Genomic DNA, 1,628 nt, shown 5'->3' on the forward strand with positions numbered 1-1,628 from the left:
ATTGAAGAAAACAAGCAGGCGATGCTGGACGCTTTGAAAAAGGTGGAGGCTGATTTTGGTAAGGAATATCCGCTTATTATAGGTGGCGAGCGAATTACGACAGAGGAAAAGCTCGTTTCTGTAAACCCGGCAAATAAAGAGGAAATTATCGGGTATGTTTCGAAATCGAATAAGGATTTGGCGGAAAAAGCAATGAAAGTAGCGGATGAAACGTTTGAATGGTGGCGAAAAACGGATCCATCTGTTCGTGCAGATATTTTATTCCGTGCGGCTGCGATTGTTCGCCGTCGTAAGCATGAATTCAGTGCCCATTTGGTGAAGGAAGGCGGAAAGCCGTGGAAGGAAGCCGATGCGGATACGGCAGAAGCAATTGATTTCTTAGAATATTACGGTCGCCAAATGCTCGAGCTAAAAGACGGTGCACCAGTAAATAGCCGTCCAATTGAGCGCAACCAGTTTCATTATATTCCGCTCGGTGTCGGGCTTGTTATTTCGCCATGGAACTTCTTATTTGCGATTATGGCAGGGACTACGGTTGCTGCGATGGTCACCGGAAATACCGTGCTCTTAAAGCCTGCAAGTACAACGCCGGTAATTGCGTATAAATTTATGGAGGTGCTTGAAGAAGCAGGGCTTCCAGCAGGTGTTATCAACTATATTCCAGGTCCAGGAAGCGAAGTGGGCGACTATTTAGTGGATCATCCACGCACGCGCTTCGTGAGCTTTACAGGCTCTCGCGAAGTAGGTACGCGCATTTTTGAACGTGCAGCGGTTGTCCATGAAGATAAAGGACAAAAGTGGTTGAAGCGTACGATTATTGAAATGGGCGGAAAAGATACGATTGTCGTTGATAACGAAGCAGATCTAGAGCTTGCTGCACAATCGATCGTCCAATCTGCATTCGGCTTCTCTGGTCAAAAATGCTCGGCGTGCTCACGTGCCGTCATTCATGCGGACGTATATGAGCAAGTAAAAGACCGTGTTGCTGAGTTGACGAAGGAAATGGTTGCAGGCGATCCGGCATCCAACGAGAACTTTACTGGTCCTGTTATCGATCAAGCAGCATACGATAAAATTATGAGCTATATCGAAATCGGTAAAAAAGAAGGAACGCTTATTGCCGGTGGAACGGGCGACGACTCGAAAGGCTGGTTCATTCAACCGACCGTATTCGCAGATGTCGATCCAGAAGCCCGCATTATGCAGGAGGAAATCTTTGGACCGGTTGTTGGCTTAACGAAGGCGAAGGACTTTGACGAAGCGTTAGCAATTGCCAACAACACCGACTACGGATTGACTGGCGCTGTTATTACAAATAACCGCGACCACCTTGAGCAAGCAAGAGAGGATTTCCACGTAGGAAACCTATACTTTAATCGTGGCTGTACAGCAGCGATCGTTGGCTACCAGCCATTCGGCGGCTTCAACATGTCAGGAACCGACTCCAAAGCAGGCGGCCCAGACTACTTGATCCACCATATGCAAGGAAAAACAACATCTGAAATGCTATAAAGCACCAACGTAAAAAGCTAGGATGCCCCTCTTGGGGCGCCCTAGCTTTTTTAATTACACAGCTCGCGCGCTCCGAAAAAAGCTTCCCACGCTCATGATTGGCCTCCGCACGCTCG

At 47.9% G+C, this 1,628-nt stretch carries 1 protein-coding gene; it reads left to right on the plus strand.

Annotation, left to right across the window (positions count from 1 at the left end):
- The coding region (gene pruA, locus ACLIBH_RS14290; RefSeq protein WP_439317389.1) for an L-glutamate gamma-semialdehyde dehydrogenase at positions 1 to 1,512 on the plus strand (1,512 nt) is incomplete at its 5' end.
- Positions 1,513 to 1,628: the final 116 nt, after the last annotated feature.

Origin of the sequence: Virgibacillus sp. W0430, assembly GCF_051846935.1 — a bacterium.
GTDB lineage: Bacteria > Bacillota > Bacilli > Bacillales > Amphibacillaceae > JBPYCR01.